Origin of the sequence: Postechiella marina, from assembly GCF_039538365.1 — a bacterium.
Taxonomy (GTDB): Bacteria; Bacteroidota; Bacteroidia; order Flavobacteriales; family Flavobacteriaceae; genus Postechiella; species Postechiella marina.
This window is the reverse complement of the sequence record NZ_BAABCA010000003.1, coordinates 19,444-39,950: the sequence shown is the minus strand read 5'-3', so window position 1 is coordinate 39,950 and position 20,507 is coordinate 19,444. Positions and strand designations below refer to the sequence as shown.

Genomic DNA, 20,507 nt, shown 5'->3' with positions numbered 1-20,507 from the left:
GTTGTTTTGATTTTAAGTACATTTGTGGCTTAGATATCCCATAATGAGATTAATTTTTACCTGCATTTTTTGTGTTGTTTTTTTTAGCGCTTTCTCGCAAGATAAAACCCACTCGAGCTACATTGATTTAAATTATTTTAAAGGTAACATAGCGCTTCATAATAACGATATTCTTCATTTAATTAAAGGGCATCCTGAAGGTTATATGCTAAGTTGGAATAAGAAAACTTATGGCTATAACAATTGGGAGCAACGTTTTAATTATCCAGATTATGGGGTAACCTATGCGTACCAAAATATGAAAAATGATGTTTTGGGAGAAATTACGTCGCTTTATGCGCATTTTAACTTTTATTTTTTTAATAGAAATTTAATGTTTAAAATAGGTCAAGGTTTGGCTTATACCGAAAACCCATACAATAAGGTTAATAACTATAGAAATATAGCTTATGGTACAAAGTTGATGAGCAGTACCATGATGATGCTTAATTATAAAAAAGAACGGGTTTTTGGACGTTTTGGAGTGCAAGGCGGACTGTCTTTAATTCATTATTCTAATGCGAATTTTAAAGCACCTAATGCAAGTACAAATACATTGGCATTAAATATTGGCGTTACTTATAATATTGATAATAAAGAGTTAGAGTATCAACACACTTTAAACGAAAACGATAGGGTGTTTACAGAGCCTATAAAGTATAATGTTGTGTTTCGATCTGGTATTAATGAAAGTGATATTGTTGGAAATGGCCAATATCCGTTTTATATCGTTTCTGCTTATGCCGATAAAAGAATAAATCGAAAAAGCGCACTACAATTTGGAGCCGATATGTTCTTTTCTAAGTTTTTAAAAGAGTTAATTTATTTAAGAAGTGTGTCTTTTCCAGAAGAAAATGTTTCTGGAGATGAAGATTATAAACGTGTTGGGGTTTTTGTTGGTCACGAGCTGTTTGTAAACAAAACCTCTTTAGTAACCCAATTCGGGTATTATGTGTATTATCCTTACGATTTTGAAGGTGAAACGTATTTAAGAATAGGATTAAAGCGTTATGTTGGTAAAAATAGAAAATGGTTTGGTGCAATGACATTAAAATCGCATGGTGCAAAGGCTGAAGCTGTTGAATTTGGAATAGGTGTTCGATTATGAAAAAAATAATTTATATATTGATTTTAAGTTTGAGTTTTGCTTGCGATAGTGAGGATGCTAGCGATTGTTTTCAGAAAACAGGAACTATTGTTAAGCAGGAGGTTATCGTAGATGCTTTTACAAAAATATTAGTAAATAGAGATATAGAGTTGATTATTAAGGATGGAGATACTCAAAAAATATCTATTGAAACAGGTAAGAACTTAATAAATGATGTTACTGCAGTTGTTACAGATGGCAAACTTATTTTAACCGATAATAACAGTTGTAATTTTGTGAGAGATTATGGTGTAACTAAAGTATATATTACAGCGCCTAATATTACAGAAATAAGAAGCTCTACACAATACGATGTACGTTCTGATGGGGTTTTAACCTACCCAAGTTTATCTGTTTTATCTGAAGATTTTGGAGCACCTGATACTTTTACAAGCGGCAATTTTAATTTAAAAATTGATAACAACTCTTTTAGTTTAGTTTTTAATAATCTTTCTAACTGTTTTGTATCTGGAACAACAGAAAATTTAAGAGTTACTTTTGCATCTGGCACATCTCGTTTTGAAGGACGTAATTTGATTGCAGAAAAAGTAATTGTTTCTAACAGAAGTTCTAACGATATAATTGTAAATCCGCAGCAATCTATTACTGGTCAAATTAGAGGAACAGGAGATGTTATTTCTGTTAACAAACCTCCTGTGGTTACAGTTGATGAGATTTATAAAGGCCGATTAATTTTTGAATAAATTTACAGCCTGTTTAGCTATTTCTAGCTCTTCGTTAGTAGGTATTACCAAGATTTTTACTTTTGATTTTTCGGTGCTAATAACAGTTAATTTATTTGGCCTTATTTGGTTTTTTTCTTCATCTAAAATAATGCCTAAATAGTCTAAGTTTTGGCAAACATGTTGTCTCATTTCGGGAGAATTCTCTCCAATACCTGCAGTAAAAATAATGGCGTCTAAACCATTTAAAATTGCTGTATAACTACCAATGTATTTCTTAATACGATACGCATTCATGTGTAAGGCCAGTTGGCATTCTTTATTACCTTTGTCTGCTTCTGCTTGTATATCTCTTAAATCGCTGTAGCCTGTTAAGCCTAGCATACCACTTTTTTTATGTAAGAGTGTATTTATATCTTCTAAAGTATAATCTAGTTTTTTTGCAAAATGAAATATTACTGAAGGATCGATATCGCCACTTCGTGTACCCATTATTAAACCATCTAAAGGCGTTAAGCCCATAGAGTGGTCTATACTTTCTCCATTTTCTATAGCAGTTATGCTACAACCGTTGCCTAGGTGAATACTAATTATTTTAGAGTTTTCTTTGTCTAGAAAATCGATTGCTTTTTCAGAGATGTACTTGTGGCTTGTACCGTGAAATCCGTAAAGGCGAATATCATGATCGGTTAAAAATTCGTTAGCAATAGCATATTTGTGTGCGTGTTCTGGTATGGTTTGATGGAAAGCAGTATCGAAAACAGCAACTTGTTTTGCTTTAGGGAAAACGGTTTCGGCAACTTCTATACCTTCAAAATTTGCAGGATTGTGCAGTGGTGCTAAGCTAAACAGTTCTTTTATTTTCTCTTTGACTATTGGTGTTATTTCGGTTGTTTTATCAAAATACGATCCGCCTTGAACTACACGATGTCCTACAATATGAATATCATTAGCAGATTTTATAATACCAGTATCTTTATTTAATAGCTGATTTGATAATATTTCTAATCCTACTTTATGGTTGGGTATACTTTGAGTAATTTTAATAGTATCTTTTTCTGTTTTGAACTTGAATATCGAATCATTCAACCCAATACGCTCAATAAGACCAGAGCACAAAATATGAGCATCTGGCATATGAAATAATTGAAATTTTAAAGAAGAACTTCCTGAGTTTAAAACTAATACTTGCATATACTAAAAATCTTGAGCTTGAATGGCTGTTATTATTACGGTGCTGTAAATATCGTCTGCGGTACAACCTCTACTTAAATCGTTAACAGGTTTGTTTAATCCTTGTAACATAGGGCCAATAGCCAATGCACCAGTTTCTCGTTGTACTGCTTTGTAGGTGTTATTGCCAGTATTTAAATCTGGGAAAATTAAAACACTTGCTTGTCCTGCAACTTCGGAGTCTGGTAATTTGCTTTGCCCAATACGCATATCGACAGCAGCATCGTATTGAATAGGGCCTTCAATTTTAAGTGTTGGTTCTTTGTCTTTAGCAATTTCGGTGGCTTTTCTAACGCGTTCTACATCTTCACCTTTTCCTGAAGCACCAGAAGAATAAGAAAGCATGGCTACCTTAGGTTCAACTCCAAATTCTTGTGCGGTTTTAGCAGACGAGATAGCTATTTCTGCTAACTGTTCTGCATTAGGGTTAGGGTTTATGGCGCAATCGCCAAATATAGAAACACGATCTTCTAAACACATAAAGAAAACAGAAGATACGATGTTTACGCCAGGTTTTGTTTTTATAAACTGTAGCGCAGGGCGTAAGGTATGTGCTGTAGTATGTATTGCTCCAGATACCATACCATCGGCATGGCCTTTGTAAATCATCATGGTTGCAAAGTACGACACGTCGGACATGGCATCTCTTGCCATATCTAAGTTTACATTTTTGTGTTTTCTAAGTTCGTAAAATGTGTTTACATAATCTTTAAAATGTGGCGATTGCTGAGGGAAAACAATATTTATATCGTTTATATTTAAAGGGATATCGTACCTAATTAAGCGTTCTTGAATTTTGTCTTTTTCGCCAATTAAGGTTAAGTCTACCACACGAGCATCAATTAATCTGGCTGCAGCACGTAAAATACGTTCGTCGTAACCTTCTGGAAGTACAATGTGTTTTTTGTCTTTTAAAGCACGCTGCAATAAATTGTATTGAAACATTCTAGGTGTAAAAATGCCAGATTTAAAAGTGACTAAGTCTTCTGAAAGTTTTTCGGTTTCTACGTGTTTTTCGAAGGTAGCGATAGATGTTTCTATTTTTTCGATATTTTCTGCATAAATTCTAGATTTAATTTTACCTATAATGTTGGTAACGTTAAATGTGCCTTTTTTAACACTAATTATAGGTACAACACTTGATAGGCCTTCAATTAATTTTAAAATGGGCTCTTCAGGAATTAATCCGCCAGTTAAAATAATACCAGAGACTTTTGGGTAGTTTTTAGATATGTTTGCTTGCAGTGCACCTAATATAATATCGGCTCTATCTCCTGGTGTTATTACTACAGCGTTTTCTTTTAAATGTGTTAAATAGTTGCGCAATTGCATGGCGCCTACACTGTAACTTTCGGCTTGGTTATTAGTCATATCGGCACCAAAAAGAATAGTGCCATCTAGTTTTTTTACAATTTCTTTTAAAGTTGGGCTTGCTAAACTTTTAATTTTTGGAATTACGGTAATGTCTGTACCGCTATTTATTCGTCCTTTTAAAAGCGATTTTAAAGTTTCTACATCGTTAGGGTTTACTTTGTTGGTCATTATAGAAAGCACATCGACTTCTTCTTTAAAGGTATCGTGGGCCAGTTGTACATTATCTACAACTTCTGATAGCGATTTACCATCGCCTTGTGAAACTATAATTGCTGGTAACCCTAAATTTTTAGAAATTAAAAGATTAATATCGAGCTCTAAACTAGAATTCTCGTGCGAGAAATCGGTGCCCTCAACTAGAATAAAATCAAAACGTTCTTCTAGGTATTTGTATTTTTTGATGATTTCATCTATAGCATCGCCAGATTTACCTTTGTTATATAAATCTAAAACTTGGCTTCTAGTGTAAGCAAAAGTTTTTTTGTAGTTAATATCAATTTCAAAATAAGATATTACTGTATTTATATGGTTATCTATTTCGCCTACTTTAGTGTCTTCTATAATTGGTCTAAAATAACCAACTTTTGCTGTTTTACCTAAAAGCATACGCATTAAACCAAGAACAACAACAGACTTACCGCTATTAGGTTCGATAGTTGCAACGTAGATTCCTTTACTCATATTTAGTGTTTTGAAGTGTTACGAAGATAGAGATAACTTGCTTTAAAAGAAATAAAAATCTTGAATAACCTAATAATTAATGAGGCAAAATTAGTGGCTTTTTGCAGGAGTAAAGATGATTTTGGTCATGGTTTTAGATAAAATAACCTTGCTAACAAAAAGTGAAGCTTTTGTGTGTATTTAAGAGGATGTTAAGTCTCTAAATAAACTTTCTAAACTTGCATTTTTTTGATTAAGTTGAAGTATTTTTAGTTGATTATCGTGTGCAAAATCAAAAACTGAAGATCTCATGTCTTGAGCAGTTTTAAAAGTAATTTCGTAAACAAAACCATATGTATTAATTACGCTTTTAACCTTTGGTAGTCTTAATAAAAACGCATCTTCTATGCGGTAATCAAATTCTACAATTACAGTTTGTTCTTTTTCGTCGCGTAGTTCTGTTAGTTTTTTGTTGGCAACAATTTCGCCTTTGTTAATTATTATAACACGATCGCACATGGCTTCTACTTCTTGCATAATGTGGGTAGATAGAAAAACAGTTTTCCTTTTACCTATGGTTTTTATAAGCGACCTTATTTCTATAAGTTGGTTGGGGTCTAGACCTGTTGTGGGTTCGTCTAGTATTAAAACCTCGGGATCGTGCAGTAATGCATTGGCCAAACCTACACGCTGTTTGTAACCTTTAGATAGTTGACCTATTTTTTTATGCGATTCTGGTGTTAACCCTGTTTGTTTTATAACTGCATTAATTCTTGTTTTTGATACTTTATAAGCATTGGCGTTAAAGGTTAAATACTCTTTAACATACATGTCTAAATATAATGGATTGTTTTCTGGTAAGTATCCAATACTTTTTTGAACTGCTTGAGGGTTTTTAGTTGTGCTATGCCCGTTTACAAATACCTCTCCAGAATTTGCTTTAATGTAGGATGTTATAATTTTCATCATGGTAGATTTTCCTGCGCCATTTGGACCTAAGAAACCTACTACTTCTGGGTTTTTTACATTAAAAGATATGTTGTTAAGTGCTTTTTGGCTACCGTAAACTTTTGAAACCGCTTTAACTTCTATAGACATTGGTAATTGTTTAAATCAAAAATAATAATATTTACTGGGTTATGGTATCTATTATATAAATATGATGTATAGATGATTTTTATTTAGGGTAAAATAATAGATTAACTAATACGTGTATAAATTTAATAATATGGTGTTTGCAAATGCTATTGATGCTTTAGGTATAAGACTGTAAATAGCTGGTAAGTGCGCTAGGGATTGAACGGTGTGTGTGAACTCCCCGACGGTAGGAGGGAGTGAGTAGTGAAAGCCCGACCCCTTGTGGGTAGCGTTAAAAAGGTTTTATTATGTTTAGTTTTTCGAGTATATAATTTACGATTACTTAGCGTATTGTGGGTTTTTATGTAGATTCTTTAAAACTTGGAATAAATTGTAAAAAAAACAAATATTCGATTTTGATTTCTTAAAATAATATTTACTTTAGCGCTATAATTATGAGAACAACAATAGTTTATACATATTTTAGAAACTTTTTCTATTTCTTTTTTAGCAAGGAGATCGAGGCGTTGTATGTATAATTTATCAAAATAAATTTTAATATGAGTCTCGATGAAAATCGAGACTTTTTTTTGTTTAACAGTTGTTAGAAAAAGCTCGATTTAGGATTGAGATTTTAAAAAAACAAATAAATTGATTAAAACAGTAGCCATACAGGGAGTAAGAGGATCTTTTCATCATATTGTGTCAAAACAATTTTTTGAAAACCCTATAGATATTATTGAATGTATGACATTTGATAGAACCGTAGATTCTTTAATTACTAAAGAAAGCGATGCTGCAATTATGGCTTTAGAAAACTCTATAGCTGGATCTATTATACCAAATTATGCTTTAATAGATAAGAATAATTTGCATATAGTAGGCGAGCATTATTTAGATATTCAGCATAATTTTATGGCGTTGCCAAACCAAACTATAGACGATATAAAGGAGGTGTACTCGCACCCTATGGCCTTATTACAATGTAAAGCGTTTTTTAAAAAATATCCGCATATAAAACTGGTTGAAGATAAGGATACAGCAGAGGTTGCAGAGCGTATTAAAAAAAATAACCTTAAAGGTATTGGTGCTATTGCTAGTGTTATGGCTGCCGAAATTTTTGAGTTAGAAATTTTAGGGCATAGTATTCAAACTATAAAGCATAACGAAACACGATTTGTAATAGTTAAAAGAAAAAATGCCGAAGTTTTAGAAGATCAAATAAGTAAAGCATCTATAAAATTTGAGGCAGACCATAAACGTGGAAGCCTAGCTGCAATACTTAATGTAATGAGCGATTGTAAACTTAATTTAACAAAAATACAGTCGTTACCAATTATAGAAACTCCATGGAAGTATGCTTTTTTTGTTGATGTGACTTTTGAGTCGTATTTAGAGTTTAAAAAAGCTAAGTCTATTTTAAAAATAATGGCTCCAGAATTTAAAATTTTAGGTGAGTATAAAAATGCAAAGTTATGATTGAAGTAGCTAAGAGATTAAATACTGTTGAAGAGTACTACTTTTCGAAAAAATTAAGAGAGGTTAATTTACTTATAGCTAGTGGTAAACCGGTAATTAATTTAGGAATTGGGAGTCCAGATTTGCAACCACCACAGCGTGTGGTTGAAGCTATACAAAATGGTTTAATGGATGCTGGGGCTCACAAATATCAAGGCTACCAAGGTTTGCCAGAATTAAGACAAGCTATTACAGGGTTTTATAAAGATCATTTTAATGTGCCACTAAGCGCAAATACAGAAGTGTTGCCTTTAATGGGGAGTAAAGAAGGTATTATGCATATTTCTATGGCGTATTTAAACGAGGGCGATGGTGTTTTAATACCAAATCCGGGTTACCCAACATACCAGTCGGTTACAAAATTGGTAGGCGCAGAGCCTATTTTTTACGAATTAGACCAAGCTAATAATTGGATGCCAAATTTGGAGGCTTTAGAAAAACAAGACTTGAGTAGGGTAAAAATTATGTGGGTTAATTATCCGCATATGCCAACAGGAGCACAACCAACTAAAACGGTTTTTAAAGATTTAGTAGCATTTGCTAAAAAGCACAATATTTTAATTGTAAACGATAACCCTTACAGTTTTATATTAAACGATAACCCGCAAAGCATACTTAGTGTTCCTGGTGCTAAAGATGTGTGTTTAGAGCTTAACTCGTTAAGTAAAACATTTAATATGGCAGGTTGGCGTGTAGGCATGGTAGTTGGCGATAATAAATATATTACCAACATACTAAAAGTAAAAAGTAACATGGATTCTGGTATGTTTTATGGCATACAAAAAGGAGCAATAGAAGCCTTAAAATGTTCTAAAATGTGGTTTTCTACTTTAAATAGCGTGTATAAAAAACGTAGAGATTTAGTATGGAAACTGGCAGAAGCATTAAATTGTACTTATAATGAAAATGCTATAGGGCTTTTTGTTTGGGCAAAATTACCTGAGCATATTAAGGCAGAAGAGTATATAGATTTAATACTTAAAGAGCATAATATATTTATTACTCCAGGAACCATTTTTGGAAGTCAAGGAGAAGGCTATATTAGGTTTTCTTTATGTGCTCAAGAAGACGATTTAGAAGAAGCAATAGCAAGAGTAAAATAAAAATGAAAAATATTTATGCAATAGGAGTAGGTTTAATTGGTGGTAGTTTGGCTATTGATATCAAAAAGAATAATCCAGATGTGGTTATTCATGGTATTAGTAGAAAAGATGCAACCTTAGAAACTGCTTTGTCGCTTGGTTTAATTGATAAAAAAGCAACTCTAGACGATCTTGCTAAAGCCGATTTGGTTATTGTTTCTATACCAGTAGATGCTACAGTAAAATTATTACCAACAATTTTAGATAAAATATCGGACACCGGTTTGGTGGTCGATGCAGGATCTACCAAGGTAGATATATGTAAGGTGGTAGAAAACCACCCTAAACGAAGAAATTTTTTAGCTATGCATCCTATAGCAGGAACAGAATATTCTGGACCAACAGCAGCAATAGAAGGGTTGTTTGTAGGTAAAACAAATATTGTTTGCGAGGTAGAAAAAACAACGTTTAAGCTTCAAGAAAAGGCCTTAAAGTTGTTCTCAGACATTGGTATGCGTATGCGTTATATGAATCCTGAGGCGCATGATAAGCATATTGCTTACGTATCTCATTTATCTCATATTAGTGCGTTTATGCTTGGTAAAACAGTAATAGATAAAGAAAGAAACGAACGCGATATTTTTGATATGGCTGGTAGTGGGTTTGCATCTACAGTTAGATTGGCAAAGAGTTCGCCAGAAATGTGGACACCAATTTTTAAACAGAATAAAACAAATGTAATAGAAACATTAGAAGAGTATATTAACAATTTAACGCATTTTAAAGAGCTTATGAAAAATGATGATTTCGAGGCTATTTTTAGTGAGATGAAAAATACTAATTATATAAAAGATATTTTAAACGGAATTAATTAAATCCCAACGATAAAATCTAAAATTCCAATTTAAAGACAAATAAATAGTTTGGGATTTGATTTTTGAAATTTTTATTAAACATTATGGAAAACACAAAAGAAATGAGAACCTGGTTAGATGATTTAAACTTAGATCATCCGCTAGTAATTGCAGGACCATGTAGTGCAGAAACAGAAGAGCAAGTTTTAAAAATTGCACATGAGTTAAAAGATACTGATGTTAGCTATTTTAGAGCAGGAATTTGGAAACCAAGAACACGTCCAGGTAATTTTGAAGGTGTTGGAGCATTAGGTTTAAAATGGTTGCAAAAAGTTAAGGCAGAAACAGGCATGAAAGTTTGTACAGAGGTTGCTAATGCAGCGCACGTAAAACTAGCTTTAGAGCACGATATCGATTTATTATGGATTGGTGCACGTTCTACTGTATCTCCTTTTATTATGCAAGAAATTGCAGATGCTTTACAAGGTACAGATAAGCCTGTATTAATTAAAAACCCAGTAAACCCAGATTTATCTTTATGGTTAGGAGGTATAGAAAGAATTTATAGTTCTGGTGTAAAAAATATTGGAGCAATTCACAGAGGGTTTTCTACATACGAAAAAACAAAATATAGAAATACTCCAGAATGGCAAATGGCTATCGAGTTTCAAAATAAATACCCAGACATTCCTTTAATTAACGATCCTTCTCATATTACAGGTAATAGAGAAATGATTTTTGATGTATCGCAAACTGCGTTAGATTTAAACTTTGATGGTTTAATGATAGAAACACATTACGATCCAGATAATGCTTGGAGTGATGCTGCGCAACAAGTAACACCGTCTACTTTAGTGCAAATAATGAGAGACTTGAAAATTAGAAAAGAGTCTAACGAAGAAGAAGAGTACAATAGTGCTCTAAATAATTTAAGAGCTAAAATAGATGTTGTTGATAATCAAATTATTGAATTATTAGGACAAAGAATGAAAACTTCTGATGGTATTGGAGCCCTTAAAAAACAAAAAAATGTTGCTGTTTTACAATCTAAACGTTGGAACGAAATTTTAGGTAAAATGGTGTTAGAAGGTGAGCAACATGGTTTAAGCGAAGAGTTTATTTTAAAGATGTTTAAAGCAGTTCATCAAGAATCTATTAATCATCAAGAAAAAGTAATTAACGGGTAGTATTTGTTAATTGTTTAATATAAAAAAAGCCTCGCATTGCGAGGCTTTTTTTTAGTAGTAAAACTATTGTTTATTTCTTTTAAATAAATATCTAGTAATAAAAATACCTTGTCCATCACCTTTACCACCTTCACTTTCTACAGCACTATTTACAAAAGCAAGTTCCCAGCCTTCTTCAATCATAGTGTTTATTTTAGACTCTATTATAGCATCGTTAGCAGCTATATTTTGAAAACGAATTCCGCCAATATTGTAAAAGTTTAATAATTTTGTTTCATCAAAACCTTTAACTCTAATATCGCCACGTTTAGATTTGTTTCTAGAGTTGTCTTCTTCTGTTTGTGTCGTTGTGTATGCTTTATAGTCTTTAGTATCGTTAGCACTAATAATTCTTGATCTGCCTAATCCATTTGGTACAATAGATTCTACACTAGTTACTACTTTATACTCTACTTGAGCACTTGTTTCAATAAAAGAAAATAAAGAGATACTTAATACAAATAATAATTTTTTCATGTTGTTTATTTTATGTTAAGGCAATAAATATAGGTTAATTCCTGTTTTTTCAAATGCTTTTTTTTTACAAATAATAATTACTTAACAATAATGCAGTAGCATTGTTTGCTTATTTAAAAACGCACTTTGCTCATTACTAGTTTTATAAATAAAGCATGTAATGTAGATTTAAATATACTCTTCTAGAATAAATATTATTGCAAATGGAAAATACTTGACTAGTAAAAAAGCCATTATTGGTAGATAATTTCAATTTAAAAATTGTTATTTTGTAGTATAATTAAATGGATGACAGGATTAGTATATAAATCAACAGGAAGTTGGTATACCGTAAAAACAGATTTTGGAGACGTTTACGAATGTCGAATCAAAGGTAAATTTCGTATTAAAGGTATTAAAAGTACCAACCCAATTGCTGTAGGAGATGTTGTAGATTTCGAGCTGGAGACCAACAATAATCAAGAATCTGGGATTATTCATAATATTCATGATAGAACAAATTATATTGTTCGTAAATCTGTTAACCTATCTAAGCAAACCCATATTATATCTGCAAATATAGACCAGGTCTTTTTAATGATTACTATTAATAACCCACCAACATTAACTAGTTTTATAGATCGCTTCTTAGTTACTGCCAATGCCTATTCTATAAAAACTATTTTATTATTCAACAAAATAGATGTTTACGACGAAGAGACCTTAAACGAGGTAAAATATTTAGCTCATATTTATAGAAAAATTGGATATGAATGTATTGGTGTATCTGCTAAATCTGGAAAGAATGTAGATAAGGTAAAATCTTTAATGAGCGGAAAAGTAAGTATGTTCTCAGGTCATTCAGGAGTAGGTAAATCGACACTTTTAAATTACATAGAGCCTACACTTAATATAAAAACAAAAGAAATTTCTACCCAACATATGCAGGGGCAACATACTACAACTTTTGCAGAAATGTTCGATTTAAGTTTTGATGCTAAAATTATAGACACTCCAGGTATAAAAGGTTTTGGAGTTGTAGATATGGATAAAGAAGAAGTAGGCGATTATTTTCCAGAGTTTTTTAAATTAAAACAAGATTGTAAGTTTAACAATTGCTTACATGTTAAAGAGCCTAAATGCGCTGTAAAAAAAGCATTAGATGCTGGCGAAATAGAGTTTTCTAGATACCGAAGCTATTTGCAAATTCTTGAAGGCGAAGACGAGCATTATAGAACAGATACTTGGGAAAACTTATAATAGGTTTTTGTATTAAAACACAATAGTATTTTAAGAGTATGAAAATAGTAATTCAGAGAGTATCTCAGGCAAGTGTAACCATAAAAGGCGAAAAAGTGGCCAATATTAATGGCGGACTTTTAATTCTTTTAGGTATTGTAAATGAAGATACTCAAGACGATATAAACTGGTTGTGTAATAAAATTTCTAACCTTCGTATTTTTTCAGATGAAAACGGAGTTATGAATAATTCTTTAAAAGATGTAAATGGCGATGCTATTGTTGTAAGTCAATTTACTTTACAAGCATCTACAAAAAAAGGGCATAGGCCGAGCTATATTAAAGCAGCCAAGCCAGAAATTGCTATGCCACTTTACAAAACCTTTATTAATCAGCTAGAAAAATCTTTAAATAAAAAAGTGCAAACTGGGCAATTTGGCGCAGACATGAAGGTGGCGTTAATTAACGATGGACCAGTGACTATAATAATCGATTCAAAAAATAAAGATTAATGGCTTCTGTTTTTAAATAAGGTATAATAGGGCTATTTTTAGTAAAAGCTTATACCCATTTACAATTTACTTTTGGTTACCAGTTTTAACTATTTTTTTTTAATCCACTTACGTTGGCATAGCTATTTTAAATAAAAAAATAAATACTTAGTATCTTTGTTGTAAAAACGATAAATGAATATACAAAACGCACAAAAAGAAGTAGACGATTGGATTAAAGAACATGGTGTTCGTTATTTTAACGAACTTACAAATATGGCACAACTAACCGAAGAGGTTGGCGAAGTAGCTCGTATTATAGCACGTCGTTATGGCGAGCAAAGCGAAAAAGAAAGCGATAAAAATAAAGATCTAGGCGAAGAATTAGCCGATGTTATGTTCGTAGTTTTGTGTCTTGCCAACCAAACAGGAGTAAATTTACAAGATGCTTTTGATAAAAGAATGTACAAGAAAGGAAAACGAGACCACGATAGGCATCATAATAATGAAAAATTAAAGTAAATTTGCAACTCTTTTAAAAGACATGTGCATAAGTATGAGTATTACACTTCAAAAATCAAAAGTAGCTAAGCAATCTTCAATTCAAATAACGGGTTCTAAAAGTGAATCTAATCGTTTATTATTGCTTCAGGCATTATATCCAAGTATAGTTTTAAATAATATTTCTAACTCAGACGATAGTCAACTAATGACAAAAGCATTAGCCTCATCGTCAGATGTAATAGATATTCACCACGCAGGAACAGCCATGCGATTCTTAACTGCTTTTTTAGCAGTGCAAGAAGGTAAAGAAGTTGTTATAACAGGCTCTAAACGTATGAAAGAGCGTCCAATGCAAATATTGGTAGAAGCACTTCAAGACTTAGGCGCAGACATATCGTATGTAGAAAACGATGGATTTCCTCCATTAAAAATTGTAGGTAAAAAATTAAATAAAAAGAAGGTTTCTTTAAAAGCCAATGTAAGTAGCCAATATATATCGGCATTACTTTTAATAGCTTCAAAACTAGAAAACGGTTTAGAATTAACACTAGAAGGCGAAATAACATCTGTGCCATACATAAATATGACCTTAAGTTTGTTAGATCAAATAGGTGTAGAATCATCTTTTACAGAAAATGTAATCACTGTAAAACCAAAAGTAGACGCCCTTAAGTCTACAAACTTAACAGTAGAGTCAGATTGGTCTTCGGCATCATATTACTTTAGTATAGCTGCCATTAGCGACATAGGAACACAAATAACATTATCATCTTATAAAGAAAATTCTTTGCAAGGCGACTCTGTGTTGGTAGATATTTACAAACAGTTTGGAGTGGTTTCTACATTTAAAGATAATACAATAACCTTAAAAAAAGTAGAGGCACACAAAAACACCTTATCGTTAGATTTAAAAAATGCACCAGATATAGCGCAAACCATAACAGTAACATGTTTTGCATTAGGTATGCCATGCGATTTAATAGGGCTTCACACCTTAAAAATAAAGGAAACAGACAGGCTAGTAGCTTTAAAAACCGAGATAGAAAAACTAGGAGGATCTGTAAACATTACAGAGAAATCGTTACACTTATCGGCATCAACAGCTATAAAAAATATGGTTTCAATAGCAACCTATAACGACCATAGAATGGCTATGGCATTTGCTCCATTAGCATTAAAAACAAATATTATAATAGAGGCAGCAGGCGTAGTTTCTAAATCTTATCCTACTTTTTGGGACGATTTAAAGTCTATAGGATTTGAAATAACTAAATAATAATCACTCAAATACTTGACAAGGCCTATCTTGAGATTGTATATTTGCATTCTTGAAGATTTTATGAGGAAACTCTTAAACTCTAATCCTATTTAATATTTAAACTATACTGAATGAAATTATCACATTTTGGATTCGAATTACCAGAAGAACTTTTAGCAGAATACCCATCAGAAAACAGAGATGAGTCTCGTTTAATGGTTTTAGATCGAAAAAATCAAACCATAGAGCATAAGCAATTTAAAGATCTTATTGATTATTTTGATGAAGATGATGTAATGATTCTTAATAACACCAAGGTATTTCCTGCAAGATTATACGGTAATAAAGAAAAGACTGGAGCAAGAATCGAGGTGTTTTTATTAAGAGAGTTAAACGAAGAGCAACGCCTTTGGGATGTTTTAGTAGATCCTGCACGTAAAATAAGAATTGGAAACAAACTATACTTTGGCGAAGACGAAACTTTAGTAGCAGAAGTAATAGACAATACAACATCAAGAGGGCGTACATTACGTTTTCTTTATGATGGATCTTACCAAGAATTTAGACAAAAATTAACAGATTTAGGCGAAACACCATTGCCTAAATACATTAAAAGAGATGTAGAACCAGAAGACGAAGACCGTTACCAAACTATTTTCGCTAAAAACGAAGGTGCAGTAGCAGCACCAACAGCAGGAATGCATTTTTCTAGACACCTATTAAAACGTTTAGAAATTAAAGGCGTTAATTTTGCAGAGGTAACATTACACGTTGGTTTAGGTACATTTAATGCTGTAGAAGTAGAAGACTTATCTAAGCATAAAATGGATAGCGAAGAGCTAAAAATTGATGCCAAAGCAGTAGATATTATAAACACAGGTAAAAAGAACAAAAAACGTATTTGCGCAGTAGGTACAACAGCAATGCGCGCAATAGAAAGTGCAGTATCGTCTAGCGGTATGTTAAACGAAGCCGATGGTTGGACTAATAAATTTATTTTCCCTCCATACGAGTTTAGCATAGCAAACTGTATGATTACTAACTTCCATACGCCAAAATCGACACTTTTAATGATGGCATCAGCCTTTGCAGGTCACGATTTTGTATTTAAAGCATACGAAGAAGCAGTAAAAGAAGGATACAAATTCTATAGTTACGGAGACGCGATGTTAATCATCTAATAAAAGTAAAATTATATATTAAAAGAGCCTCTATTTATATAGAGGCTTTTTTATTTTGGCATTCCCCAAGGGTCGGGCTTTCGGCAGTCGCTTTTTTGTGTTGCATAAGTGCAACAACACAAAAAGAGCTTCAACAAAGCCTCAATCCCTAATGCAAGTATGTTTGCCAAAAACAGTTTAGAATCAAATTTAAGTAAGCATCATAAAATCTTAAATCAAAAAAGTGTAAATCGAAAAACCTTTCACTATTTTTGCAAACCAATGGAAATTAAGAAAAAAGACATACGTGCATTAACAAAAGAGCAACTACGAGAATTTTTTGTAAAAAATGGAGATAAAGCCTTTAGAGGTAATCAAGTTTACGAGTGGTTATGGCAAAAAGCAGCATATAGTTTCGACGATATGACAAACTTATCGAAAGATACAAGGCAAATGCTAGAAGATAATTATGTTATAAACAACATAAAAGTAGATACCATGCAACGCAGCAACGATGGTACAATAAAAAATGCAGTAAGACTTCACGACAATTTAATAGTAGAGTCTGTTTTAATTCCAACAAAAACAAGAACAACAGCCTGTGTATCTAGTCAAGTAGGCTGTAGTTTAGACTGTAAATTTTGCGCAACAGCACGCTTAAAACGTATGCGTAATTTAAATCCAGACGAAATTTACGACCAAGTAGTAGCTATAGATAACGAAAGTAGACTTTACCACAACCGACCATTAAGCAATATTGTATTTATGGGTATGGGCGAGCCACTAATGAATTATAATAATGTTATAAAAGCTATAGACAAAATAACATCAAACGAAGGTTTGGGCATGTCTCCAAAGCGCATTGTTGTATCTACTTCTGGTGTGCCAAAAATGATAAAAAAAATGGCAGACGACAACGTGAAGTTTAAGCTAGCTGTATCTCTACACTCTGCAATAGATGAGGTTAGAACAACCATAATGCCATTTAACGCTACATTTCCTTTGGCCGATTTACGAGAAGCGTTAGTATATTGGTACGAAAAAACTAGAAATAGAATTACATACGAGTATGTTGTTTGGAACGGGATAAACGACAAGCGTAAAGATGTAGATGCCCTAGTGCAGTTTTGTAAATTTGCACCAAGTAAAGTAAACATAATAGAGTATAACCCAATTGACGATGGCGAGTTTCAGCAAGCAAAATCTGAAGCCATCGATATGTATCAAAAAGTACTAGAAGCCAATAATATAACAGTAACTGTGCGTCGTAGTCGTGGTAAAGATATTGATGCAGCATGTGGGCAATTAGCAAATAAATCTTAATAATTAGTTTTCTAAAACTTATATTTGAACCTCTCTAAATTATACGTTTGAAAATAGTAGAACAAATAAAGCAACCTATAGCATACGAAATGGATCTTTTCGAACAAAAGTTCCAGCTTTCTATGTCTAGCAAAGTTGCTTTACTAAATAGAATTACGCATTATATAGTTAACCGTAAAGGGAAACAAATGCGACCAATGTTTGTTTTCTTGGTTGCTAAAATGGTGTCTAATGGCGAAGTTAGCGAACGTACTTATCGAGGTGCTTCGGTTATAGAATTAATACATACCGCTACTTTAGTACACGACGATGTTGTAGACGATAGTAACCAACGTCGGGGCTTTTTCTCGGTAAATGCACTTTGGAAAAATAAAATAGCTGTTTTAATAGGCGATTTTTTATTGTCAAAAGGATTGTTATTATCTATAGATAATGGCGATTTCGATTTACTTAAAATTATATCTATAGCGGTTCGAGAAATGAGCGAAGGCGAATTGCTTCAAATAGAAAAAGCACGTAAATTAGATATTACAGAAGCTATTTATTACGAAATTATTCGTCAAAAAACAGCAACTTTAATAGCTGCATGCTGTAGTTTAGGTGCAGCTTCTGTAAAGCCAGAATCTAATCATGTAGAGTTAATGCGTAAATTTGGCGAACTAATAGGTATGGCGTTTCAAATAAAAGACGATTTATTCGATTATGGAGATACCCAAATAGGAAAACCTACAGGTATAGATATTAAGGAACAAAAAATGACATTACCTTTAATTTATGTTCTAAACAATGTGTCTAAACAAGACAAAAAGTGGCTAATTAATTCTATTAAAAACCATAATAAAAACACTAAACGTGTAAAAGAGGTTATTGCTTTTGTAAAAGTAAATGGAGGCTTAGACTATGCTATTGCTAAAATGAAAGAGTTTCAAGAAGAAGCAATACAAATTCTTAACGACTACCCAGAATCAGTCTATAAAAATTCGCTAAAACTTATGGTAAATTATGTAATAGATAGAAAGAAATAATACCATGTAAGTGGTGTAAATAAAAAAAGGCTTTTCTTTTAAGAAAAGCCTTTTTTTATTTATTAAATGTTTAATTACTATTAAGCATTTTTATTTCCACGTAGTTTTCTAACTCCAAAAGCAGCAGCACCTACAACTAGAATTCCAAGACCTCCATCTAATGGTACAGATGCAGGAGGAGTTTTAGGTGTGTTTTTTTTATGCTTTTTCCATTTCTTTTTGTACTTGTTCTTGTACTTGTTTTTGTGGTTGTTTGTATAACCACTCCATAACCAACTCCAGCTATAACCCCATGTTAAAGGCATTACTGTTGTTACGCTTAAAGATTTTGAACTGCTAGCAGTTGTAGCACTGGCATTATTAGAAAATGTCAACGCAAAAATTAATGCGAAAGCACTAACTGTTTTGTAAAGTAATTTTTTGAAATCCATTGTGTTATTTGTTTGAAATTAATAATAGCTACTACAAATGTAGGTATGATTATGGTTAATGCTGTTTTTTTTCGACGAATCAAGGTAGAAATTCTATGAAAAACAGTTTTGAGTATTTCTTGTTAAATTTAGTAAGCCTTAATTGTTTTTTGTCGGGTTTTATCGAGGTTTGTCGACTTGGTTAAGATTTGTTGTTGTTCTTTTTATTTAAACTTATTTTGCCATCAATATATTGATTTAGAAGTTGTTTAGCTTTTAATTCAAAAAAAACAATATTTTTTTTACAATGTCAGGCAACCCTTTTTATAATTTTCACGTCTTTATATATAGAAGCTAACAATGAAATCATTTTTGAAAGTTATACAACTCCATAAAGACGAATCTTTATTAATTAATAAAGCGATTAAAAATAATCGAGAGGCACAACAAGCCTTGTACGATTTACATGCTCCTAAAATGCTTAGTGTTTGTAGGTATTATGTTAAAGATTTGCAATATGCAGAGGATGTTATGTTAAACGGTTTTTTTAAAGTGTTTACTAATTTAAATACATTTAAAAAAGAGGGGAGTTTTGAAGGTTGGATTAGGCGTATAATGGTAAGAGAGAGTATTTCTTTTTTAAGGTCTAAAAAAAGTATTGAGTTTACAGACGACGAGGTTGGAGTAGGCACTGAAGAGGTAAATACTATTACCACTAATATAGAAGTTGCAGAAATTCAGCAGCTTATAGACGCTTTGCCAGAAGGCTATAAAATGGTGTTTATTATGTATGCTATTGAGGGCTATAAGCATCATGAAATATCAGAGATTCTTAAAATATCAGAAGGTACCTCAAAATCTCAATTGTTTAAAGCACGAAAAATGCTTCAAGAGAATATTAAAAAATTAAATAATACAAACTATGGCACCAATTAAGTTTGAAGAAAATATAAAAGAAAAGCTTGAAGAAAGACGAATTAAACCTCAATCTGATTCTTGGAGTAACCTGTCTGCTAGGTTAGAAGCAGAGTCTCATACTAAAAATACTAAAGCTTTTTGGTGGTTAGGCATCGCAGCAAGTGTTATTGGTGTTTTATTTGTTGCTAAACACTTTGTAAGCGATAATACAAAGCAAGAGTCTATGCGTAATGTGGTTATTAACCCTCAAACAAAAACAATAAAGACAGAAAAGATTGAGGTAGAGAAGCCTCTTTTAAAAGAATTAATTACTGTTACAGAGAAAATAGCAACAAGGCGTGGGGTAGAGAATAATAAGACAGACAAAAGCGTTAAGAAAGAGTTAGAAACTGAAAGCTTTATTGCTGAAATTAAAGAAGAAGTTGCAATTCAATTAAAAAAAGAAACTACTAAAGAAGAGGTGGCAATTATACCAAGAGCTTTAACCTTTGAAGAAGCCAAAATACAAGAGGTTGCAGCGCAAATAAATGTTCTAGACGAAACCGAAACTGTAATAACAGACGACCTTATTGAAGATTTGTTAGAAAAATCACAAAGAGAAATAATGTTAGATAGACTTAATAGCGATACCACAGGTGTTGTAAATGCTAGATTACTTTTAGAAAGTGTAGAGCAGGATTTAGATGCATCTTTTAGAGATAGAGTTTTTGAAGCTTTAAAAAACAACTATAATAAGGTAAGAACAGCAGTGGCTCAAAGAAATGATTAAAAAAATATATTTAAATAAATTATAGATATAATCATCAAAATAAATTTCATCAACAAATCAA

At 32.2% G+C, this 20,507-nt stretch carries 20 protein-coding genes; 15 read left to right on the top strand and 5 right to left on the bottom strand.

Going from position 1 to position 20,507, the window contains the following annotated elements:
- The first annotated feature begins 43 nt into the window (after window positions 1–43).
- Entirely contained in the window at window positions 44–1,147 is a 1,104-nt protein-coding gene (locus ABD715_RS06850; RefSeq protein WP_344787391.1) for an acyloxyacyl hydrolase, read from the top strand.
- Window positions 1,144–1,890 (top strand): head GIN domain-containing protein, encoded by a 747-nt coding sequence (locus ABD715_RS06845; protein WP_344787390.1) that lies wholly within the window; start codon window positions 1,144–1,146, stop codon window positions 1,888–1,890. The genes ABD715_RS06850 and ABD715_RS06845 overlap by 4 nt, the downstream gene beginning before the upstream one ends.
- Here the strand turns inward: ABD715_RS06845 and ABD715_RS06840 are convergent.
- From ABD715_RS06840 to gldA, 3 genes are all read right to left on the bottom strand, one after another.
- Window positions 1,876–3,063, bottom strand: a complete 1,188-nt coding sequence (locus ABD715_RS06840) for an acetate/propionate family kinase (protein ID WP_344787389.1) — start codon at window positions 3,061–3,063, stop codon at window positions 1,876–1,878. The genes ABD715_RS06845 and ABD715_RS06840 overlap by 15 nt on opposite strands.
- 3 nt (window positions 3,064–3,066) lie before the next feature.
- Window positions 3,067–5,157, bottom strand: coding sequence for a phosphate acetyltransferase (gene pta, locus ABD715_RS06835; RefSeq protein WP_344787388.1), 2,091 nt, complete (start codon window positions 5,155–5,157; stop codon window positions 3,067–3,069).
- Window positions 5,158–5,337: 180 nt separating this feature from the next.
- A complete protein-coding gene (gene gldA / locus ABD715_RS06830) occupies window positions 5,338–6,234 on the bottom strand; it encodes a gliding motility-associated ABC transporter ATP-binding subunit GldA (RefSeq protein WP_344787387.1) in 897 nt (298 codons plus the stop codon).
- Between the two features lie 630 nt (window positions 6,235–6,864).
- Here gldA and ABD715_RS06825 point away from each other — a divergent pair.
- The 4 genes from ABD715_RS06825 to ABD715_RS06810 all read left to right on the top strand — a co-directional run bounded on the left by ABD715_RS06825 (window position 6,865) and on the right by ABD715_RS06810 (window position 10,854).
- Entirely contained in the window at window positions 6,865–7,692 is an 828-nt protein-coding gene (locus tag ABD715_RS06825; RefSeq protein WP_344787386.1) for a prephenate dehydratase, read from the top strand.
- On the top strand, window positions 7,689–8,834 hold the full coding sequence (locus ABD715_RS06820; RefSeq protein ID WP_344787385.1) for a pyridoxal phosphate-dependent aminotransferase: 1,146 nt from the start codon (window positions 7,689–7,691) through the stop codon (window positions 8,832–8,834). The genes ABD715_RS06825 and ABD715_RS06820 overlap by 4 nt, the downstream gene beginning before the upstream one ends.
- Window positions 8,835–8,836: 2 nt before the next feature.
- Complete coding sequence (locus ABD715_RS06815; RefSeq protein ID WP_344787384.1) at window positions 8,837–9,688, top strand: prephenate dehydrogenase; 852 nt, start codon at window positions 8,837–8,839, stop codon at window positions 9,686–9,688.
- 83 nt (window positions 9,689–9,771) lie between these two features.
- A complete protein-coding gene (locus tag ABD715_RS06810; protein ID WP_344787383.1) occupies window positions 9,772–10,854 on the top strand; it encodes a chorismate mutase in 1,083 nt (360 codons plus the stop codon).
- A 63-nt stretch (window positions 10,855–10,917) separates the two neighbouring features.
- Here ABD715_RS06810 and ABD715_RS06805 read toward each other — a convergent pair whose 3' ends face one another.
- On the bottom strand, window positions 10,918–11,370 hold the full coding sequence (locus ABD715_RS06805) for a hypothetical protein (protein WP_344787382.1): 453 nt from the start codon (window positions 11,368–11,370) through the stop codon (window positions 10,918–10,920).
- Window positions 11,371–11,658: 288 nt separating this feature from the next.
- On the opposite strand from ABD715_RS06805, the gene rsgA reads away from it, so the two are divergent.
- The 7 genes from rsgA to ABD715_RS06770 all read left to right on the top strand — a co-directional run bounded on the left by rsgA (window position 11,659) and on the right by ABD715_RS06770 (window position 18,349).
- Window positions 11,659–12,609: a ribosome small subunit-dependent GTPase A gene (rsgA, locus tag ABD715_RS06800; protein WP_344787381.1), complete on the top strand. Its 951-nt coding sequence runs from the start codon at window positions 11,659–11,661 to the stop codon at window positions 12,607–12,609.
- 38 nt (window positions 12,610–12,647) lie between these two features.
- Window positions 12,648–13,100, top strand: coding sequence for a D-aminoacyl-tRNA deacylase (dtd, locus tag ABD715_RS06795; RefSeq protein WP_344787380.1), 453 nt, complete (start codon window positions 12,648–12,650; stop codon window positions 13,098–13,100).
- 174 nt (window positions 13,101–13,274) lie between these two features.
- Entirely contained in the window at window positions 13,275–13,601 is a 327-nt protein-coding gene (locus ABD715_RS06790; RefSeq protein WP_344787379.1) for a nucleotide pyrophosphohydrolase, read from the top strand.
- Window positions 13,602–13,635: 34 nt separating this feature from the next.
- Window positions 13,636–14,859 (top strand): 3-phosphoshikimate 1-carboxyvinyltransferase, encoded by a 1,224-nt coding sequence (locus ABD715_RS06785; protein ID WP_344787378.1) that lies wholly within the window; start codon window positions 13,636–13,638, stop codon window positions 14,857–14,859.
- 113 nt (window positions 14,860–14,972) lie between these two features.
- Window positions 14,973–16,022, top strand: a complete 1,050-nt coding sequence (gene queA, locus ABD715_RS06780) for a tRNA preQ1(34) S-adenosylmethionine ribosyltransferase-isomerase QueA (RefSeq protein WP_344787376.1) — start codon at window positions 14,973–14,975, stop codon at window positions 16,020–16,022.
- A 261-nt stretch (window positions 16,023–16,283) separates the two neighbouring features.
- Window positions 16,284–17,324: a dual-specificity RNA methyltransferase RlmN gene (gene rlmN, locus ABD715_RS06775; protein ID WP_344787375.1), complete on the top strand. Its 1,041-nt coding sequence runs from the start codon at window positions 16,284–16,286 to the stop codon at window positions 17,322–17,324.
- Window positions 17,325–17,371: 47 nt separating this feature from the next.
- Complete coding sequence (locus tag ABD715_RS06770) at window positions 17,372–18,349, top strand: polyprenyl synthetase family protein (protein ID WP_344787374.1); 978 nt, start codon at window positions 17,372–17,374, stop codon at window positions 18,347–18,349.
- Between the two features lie 80 nt (window positions 18,350–18,429).
- On the opposite strand, the gene ABD715_RS06765 is transcribed toward ABD715_RS06770, so the two are convergent.
- The gene (locus ABD715_RS06765) at window positions 18,430–18,780 is read right to left on the bottom strand and encodes a PID-CTERM protein-sorting domain-containing protein (protein WP_344787373.1); all 351 of its coding nucleotides are present in this window, start codon (window positions 18,778–18,780) and stop codon (window positions 18,430–18,432) included.
- Between the two features lie 339 nt (window positions 18,781–19,119).
- On the opposite strand from ABD715_RS06765, the gene ABD715_RS06760 reads away from it, so the two are divergent.
- Window positions 19,120–19,695 carry an RNA polymerase sigma factor gene (locus ABD715_RS06760; protein WP_344787372.1) on the top strand — a complete coding sequence of 192 codons (576 nt, stop codon included), beginning with the start codon at window positions 19,120–19,122 and terminating at the stop codon, window positions 19,693–19,695.
- Window positions 19,682–20,446 (top strand): hypothetical protein, encoded by a 765-nt coding sequence (locus ABD715_RS06755; RefSeq protein WP_344787371.1) that lies wholly within the window; start codon window positions 19,682–19,684, stop codon window positions 20,444–20,446. Before ABD715_RS06760 ends, ABD715_RS06755 begins: the two co-directional genes overlap by 14 nt.
- The last annotated feature ends 61 nt before the right edge of the window (window positions 20,447–20,507 follow it).